Here is a 5602-nt window from a genome sequence, read left to right on the forward strand (position 1 = left end):
GGTCCTGGTTGGTCTCCACGCCCAGGACGAAGGCCTGCATCGCCAGCTCGTCGCCGGAGGGCCAGACGAAGGCCGGCAGCTCCGCCGGGCCCAGCTCCGCCACGTAGGTCCAGAACTGCCGCACCGCCTCGGCCGGCGACGCCGCCTCGATCGGCATCGCCACGCTGACCAGCCACGGCTTACGCACCCGCGGCGCGCCGACGCGCTTCGCGATGCGCTCGAACGCCTCGCGGTCCAGCGCGGTCAGCGGCTCGGTGACCTTGAGGTCGTCGGCCGGCACCGGCGAGTCGAACGCCCGCTTCGTGTAGGCGATCTCGCCATCGGCCGTGAACCGGCCCAACGCGACGGCTTCCAGCGCCACCGCCTCCTCGCCGGCGAGGAGCACGACGTCGTCGTCGGCCGCCGCGCCGGCGGGAGCCGTCGTCAGCGAGTCGCGCTCGAACAGCCGCTCACGCGCCCACTGATCCGCCGGAATGATCACCGCCCACTGCGCCATGCGCTCCATCGAACCACGTGCCGGTCAGCCCGCCGCCGGTGGGACGCAGCACCCCGAGAGGTGGTCGTCGACCATGCCGGTGGCCTGCATCAACGCGTATGCCGTCGTGGGACCGACGAACTTGAACCCGCGCTTTTTCAGGTCCTTGGACATCGCCGTGGACTCCGGGGTGAGTGCCGGCACGTCGGCCCGGGAGGCCGGCCTCGGGCGTCTCGCGGGAGCGTAGGACCACAGGAGCTCGGCCAGACCACCGGGCAGCTCCAGGGCCACCCTGGCGTTGTGCAGGGCCGCGTCGACCTTCATCCGGTTACGCACGATCCCCGCGTCGGCCATCAGCCGCGCGGCATCCTCCTCACCGAAGGCCGCCACCTTGCCGATCGAGAAACCGGCGAACGCCCGCCGGAACGCCTCGCGTTTGCGCAGGATGGTGATCCAGGCCAGCCCTGACTGGAACGCCTCGAGGGTGAGCCGCTCGAACATCCCGTCGTCGGTGCGCACGGGCCGGCCCCACTCGGTGTCGTGATAAGCCTCGTACTCCGGCGTGCCGGAGCCCCAGAAACACCGCAGCCGCCCATCGGCGCCGGCCACCAGGCCCGTATCCGTCATGCCGCCAAACCTAGAGGCGGGGTACGACAATCTCAGGCCGGCAGCTTGCCCTGCTCGACGAGCCGCGCGAACCGCTTGAGCGCACCGGTGAAGCCGAGCTTCGAGCCCGGCCACAGCACCGGCCAGGCGAGCTTGCCGGCGGTGCCGCCGGGCAGGTGGAACCACTCGTGCATGACCACCTGGGTCCGGTCGCCCGCCATCGGCGTACACCGCATCGAGCCCGGCCCCCGCAGCACCTTGCCGCAGTGCACGACCCGCACCTCGTACGGCGCATCCACCCGCACCACCCGCAGCTCGTCGCGCAGCGCTGCCGGTCCGAGCGCGGTGATCGCCTCGACCAGGCTGCCCTCGCCGCCGTCGCCCTCGACCACCTTCACCTTGGTGAAGGGGATCCACTCGGACTGACTCGGCCAGTCCATGAACGCGGCGAACACCCGCGCGACCGGCGCGTTCACGATCACCGTCGCGGTGACCTCCCCGGCGCCGGGCTGGGCGGCATCGCCCAGAGTTCCGTCGCCCGGAGTTCCGTCGCTCGCAGCGCCGTCGCTCACGTCGTCTCCGCCTTCTTGTCGTCCTCGCTCTTGCCCTGCTCGAGCACGTCCGCCTCCGGCGGTGGTGGAGCCGGCACGTCGCTCACCGGCGGCGGGGCGATCGCTGCCTCGCGGGCACGGCGCAGCTGGTCGGCGTCGGCGATCCGGCCCTCCCGCAGCGCCTGCACCTCGGCCTCCAGCACACCGATGAGCTCACCCTTGTAGCCGATGTCGTACGCGGCCCGCTGCAGCGCCTGGTCGACCTGGGACATCCGATACCCGCGCAGGGCCGTGTCGAACCGGGTGAGCACCACGTCGTCCTCGCCCAGCGGACGGTCGCTGGGCAGCGGCAACGCCCGGCCGTCCGGCTCGACGGGGGTCAGTCCGGAGTCGTTGCCGCTGACCATCACCGTGACCCCGAAGACGATCGCGGCGACCACCAGCGCCACGACCAGGAAGAGCAGAAGCTGACCCATGGGTCAGATCGTGGCACGACGGACTCCGGCCCGCGAAACCGCCACCCGTCTCACGTCCACGTAAGGATGCGCTTGCGCCAGGCGTAGAGGATGCCGAGAGCGAGAACCGCCACGAAAATGCCCATTTCGGCCACCGTCAGGAGGCCGAAGCCCGGCCGGTCGAAGACCACCGCCCAGGGGAACAGGAAGACCGCCTCGACGGCAAAGAGGACATATAGGTACGCGTACACGTAATAGCGAATCTTGGCCTGTGCCCAGTCGCCGCCGACCGGGTCGATGCCACTCTCGTATGCGACACGCTTGCCGGCGGGCTCGGCCGGGTGCGCCGGGCGCAGCAGCCGGTTGGTGCCGAACGCCGCCACGAACAGCAGCACCCCGGCCGCGAAGACCAGGCCGAGCGTGGCGTACGTGCCCAGGTAGCCGTCCACAGCCGGGAAGCCTACTGAAACTTCGTGACGAGTGTCGCCATCCAGGCAGTGGACTCGATTGGTTCAGGTAACCCTTACCTGGCTACTGTGGTCAACGGCCCTTCGGGCGGCACGTGTAAGCAGCGCCGACGTAGGCTGGAAGTAACGCACGGGAGGATGAGAAAGTGTCCGAGGTCGATGCGGCTTCGCTGAACAAGCCAGTCGAGCAGTTGGATCGCGTGGTCATCCGCTTCGCCGGCGACTCCGGTGACGGTATGCAGCTCACCGGTGACCGCTTCACGTCGGAAACGGCTCAGCTCGGCAACGACATCTCGACGCTGCCGAACTTCCCCGCCGAGATCCGCGCCCCCGCAGGGACGCTGCCCGGTGTGTCGAGTTTCCAGGTGCACTTCGCCGACTACGACATCCTCACCCCCGGCGACGCGCCCAACGTCCTGGTCGCGATGAACCCGGCCGCGCTCAAGGCCAACGTCTCCGACCTGCCCGGCGGCGCCGACATCATCGTCAACACCGACGAGTTCACCAAGCGCAACCTGGCCAAGGTCGGTTATGCGGTGAGCCCGCTCGAGGACGGCTCGCTGGACGGCTACGTGGTGCACCCGGTGGCCCTGACCTCGATGACCATCGGCGCGCTGGCCGAGCTCAACGTGGCGAAAAAGGATGCCGAGCGGGCGAAGAACATGTTCGCCCTCGGCCTGCTGAGCTGGATGTATTCGCGGCCGTTCGAGTCCACCCTGCGGTTCCTCGAGCGCAAGTTCGTCAAGCGGCCCGATCTGGTGGCGGCGAACAAGGCGGCGTTCCAGGCTGGGTGGAACTTCGGCGAGACCACCGAGGACTTCTCGGTGCGTTACGAGGTCAAGCCCGCCAAGATGCGGCCGGGCACGTACCGCAACATCACCGGCAACGCGGCGCTCGCGCTCGGGCTGGTGGCGGCCAGTGTGCGGTCCAAGCTGCCGCTGTTCCTGGGCGCGTACCCGATCACCCCGGCCTCCGACATCCTGCACGAGCTGTCCAAGCACAAGCGCTTCGGCATCACGACGATGCAGGCCGAGGACGAGATCGCCGCGATCGGCGCGGCCCTGGGCGCGGCGTACGGCGGGGCGCTCGGCGTGACCACCACCTCCGGCCCTGGCGTGGCGCTCAAGGGCGAGACGATCTCCCTGGCGATCGCGCTGGAGCTGCCGCTGGTCATCGTCGACGTGCAGCGGGCCGGCCCGTCCACCGGCATGCCGACCAAGACCGAGCAGGCCGACCTCAACATGGCGCTCTACGGCCGGCACGGCGAGGCGCCGCTCGCGGTGATCGCGCCGAAATCGCCGTCGGACTGCTTCCACGCGGCGCTCGAGGCCGCGCGCATCGCGCTGACCTACCGCACCCCGGTCATCCTGCTCAGCGACAACTACGTGGCGAACGGGTCGGAGCCCTGGCTGCTGCCCGAGGTCGGCGACCTGCCCGACCTGTCGGTCGACTTCACCACGGAGCCGAACGCCGAGGACGGCCGGTTCCTGCCCTACCTTCGCGACCCCGAGACGCTGGCCCGGCCGTGGGCGATCCCCGGCACACCCGGCCTCGAGCACCGCATCGGCGGGCTGGAGAAGGCGGACAAGACCGGCGACATCTCGTACGACCCCGCGAACCACGAGTTCATGGTGCGGATCCGGGCCGAGCGCATCGAGTCGATCCCGGTGCCCGACGTCGAGGTCGAGGACCCCGACGACAACGCCGCCGTGCTCGTGCTCGGCTGGGGCTCGACGTACGGGCCGATCGGCGCCGCCTGCCGCGCCCTGCGCCACCGTGGGCTGCCGATCGCGCAGGCCCACCTGCGGCACCTCGCACCGCTGCCGACCAACCTGGGCACGGTGCTCAAGGCGTACGACAAGGTGGTCGTCCCGGAGATGAACCTGGGTCAGCTGGCCCACGTGATCCGCGCGAAGTACCTGGTCGACGCGGTCCCCTTCAACCAGGTCAGCGGCCTGCCGTTCACCGCCGCGACGCTGGAGAACATGCTCGAGGACGTGGTCAAGAATGGTTAGCCTGTCGATCCCGATCTCGCCTGTGAAGCAGACGGCGAAGGACTTCAAGTCCGACCAGGAGGTGCGCTGGTGCCCGGGCTGCGGTGACTACGCGATCCTGGCGGCGGTCCAGCAGTTCATGCCGGAGCTGAACATCCCGCGGGAGAACATCGTGTTCGTCTCGGGCATCGGGTGCTCGTCCCGGTTCCCGTACTACATGAACACCTACGGGATGCACTCGATCCACGGCCGCGCGCCGGCGATCGCGACCGGCCTGTCCGCCTCGCGTCCCGACCTGTCGGTCTGGGTCGTGACCGGCGACGGCGACGCGCTGTCGATCGGCGGGAACCACCTGATCCACGCGCTGCGGCGCAACGTGAACCTCAAGATTCTGCTGTTCAACAACCGGATCTACGGCCTGACCAAGGGTCAGTACTCGCCGACGTCGGAGATCGGCAAGATCACCAAGTCGACCCCGGCCGGCTCGGCGGACTCGCCGTTCAACCCGCTGTCGCTGGCGCTCGGCGCCGAGGCGACGTTCGTGGCCCGCACCATCGACTCGGACCGCAAGCACCTGCAGTCGGTGCTGCGCGCGGCGGCCGAGCACGAGGGCTCGGCGTTCGTCGAGATCTACCAGAACTGCAACATCTTCAACGACAACGCGTTCGAGCTGATCAAGGACCCGGGTACGCGCGACGACCACCTGATCCGGCTCGAGCAGGGCCGGCCGATCACGTTCGGGCCGGACGGCAAGTTCTCGGTGACCCACCCCGCGGGCGGCTTCGGCCTCGAGGTGGTGGAGGGCGGCGAGCCGCTGGTGCACGACGCCACCATCGACGACCCGGCGTACGCCTTCGCCCTGTCCCGGCTCTCGGGGTCCGACCTGAACACCACGCCGATCGGGGTGTTCCGCTCGGTGGAGCGCCCGTCCTACGACGAGATCGTGCAGAAGCAGCTGGTCGACGCCAAGGCTCAGGCCACCGGCACGCCGGACGAGATGCTCGCCGGCCTGCTCACGGCCGGCGACACCAGGACCAACCTCTAGCACGCCGGC

6 protein-coding genes and 1 pseudogene are annotated in these 5602 nt (G+C 69.6%); 2 read left to right on the top strand and 5 right to left on the bottom strand.

Annotated features, from left to right (window positions below):
- The 5 genes and pseudogenes from AB0M20_RS24245 to ndhC all read right to left on the bottom strand — a co-directional run.
- On the bottom strand, nt 1-496 hold a 496-nt coding region (locus AB0M20_RS24245; RefSeq protein ID WP_364301761.1), incomplete at its 3' end, for a hypothetical protein.
- Between the two features lie 24 nt (nt 497-520).
- The gene (locus tag AB0M20_RS24250) at nt 521-1102 is read right to left on the bottom strand and encodes a DNA-3-methyladenine glycosylase I (protein WP_364301763.1); all 582 of its coding nucleotides are present in this window, start codon (nt 1100-1102) and stop codon (nt 521-523) included.
- Nucleotides 1103-1134: 32 nt separating this feature from the next.
- Nucleotides 1135-1653, bottom strand: a complete 519-nt coding sequence (locus tag AB0M20_RS24255; RefSeq protein WP_364301766.1) for an SRPBCC family protein — start codon at nt 1651-1653, stop codon at nt 1135-1137.
- Between the two features lie 107 nt (nt 1654-1760).
- A pseudogene (locus AB0M20_RS24260) lies at nt 1761-2108 on the bottom strand (DivIVA domain-containing protein); the annotation flags it as partial.
- A gap of 50 nt (nt 2109-2158) precedes the next feature.
- Nucleotides 2159-2536 carry an NADH-quinone oxidoreductase subunit A gene (gene ndhC, locus AB0M20_RS24265; protein ID WP_364301768.1) on the bottom strand — a complete coding sequence of 126 codons (378 nt, stop codon included), beginning with the start codon at nt 2534-2536 and terminating at the stop codon, nt 2159-2161.
- A 188-nt stretch (nt 2537-2724) separates the two neighbouring features.
- Here ndhC and AB0M20_RS24270 point away from each other — a divergent pair, with 188 nt between their 5' ends.
- Nucleotides 2725-4569 (top strand): 2-oxoacid:acceptor oxidoreductase subunit alpha, encoded by a 1845-nt coding sequence (locus AB0M20_RS24270; RefSeq protein WP_364301770.1) that lies wholly within the window; start codon nt 2725-2727, stop codon nt 4567-4569.
- Between the two features lies 1 nt (nt 4570).
- Nucleotides 4571-5593 (top strand): 2-oxoacid:ferredoxin oxidoreductase subunit beta, encoded by a 1023-nt coding sequence (locus AB0M20_RS24275; RefSeq protein ID WP_364301772.1) that lies wholly within the window; start codon nt 4571-4573, stop codon nt 5591-5593.
- Nucleotides 5594-5602: the final 9 nt, after the last annotated feature.

The organism is Actinoplanes sp. NPDC051633 (genome assembly GCF_040681735.1).
Taxonomy (GTDB): domain Bacteria; phylum Actinomycetota; class Actinomycetes; order Mycobacteriales; family Micromonosporaceae; genus Actinoplanes.

What these genes read in the sequence shown, in the direction of transcription:
- AB0M20_RS24250 (WP_364301763.1), bottom strand. Translation starts at nt 1,102, where the DNA reads ATGACGGATACGGGCCTGGTGGCCGGCGCCGATGGGCGGCTGCGGTGT.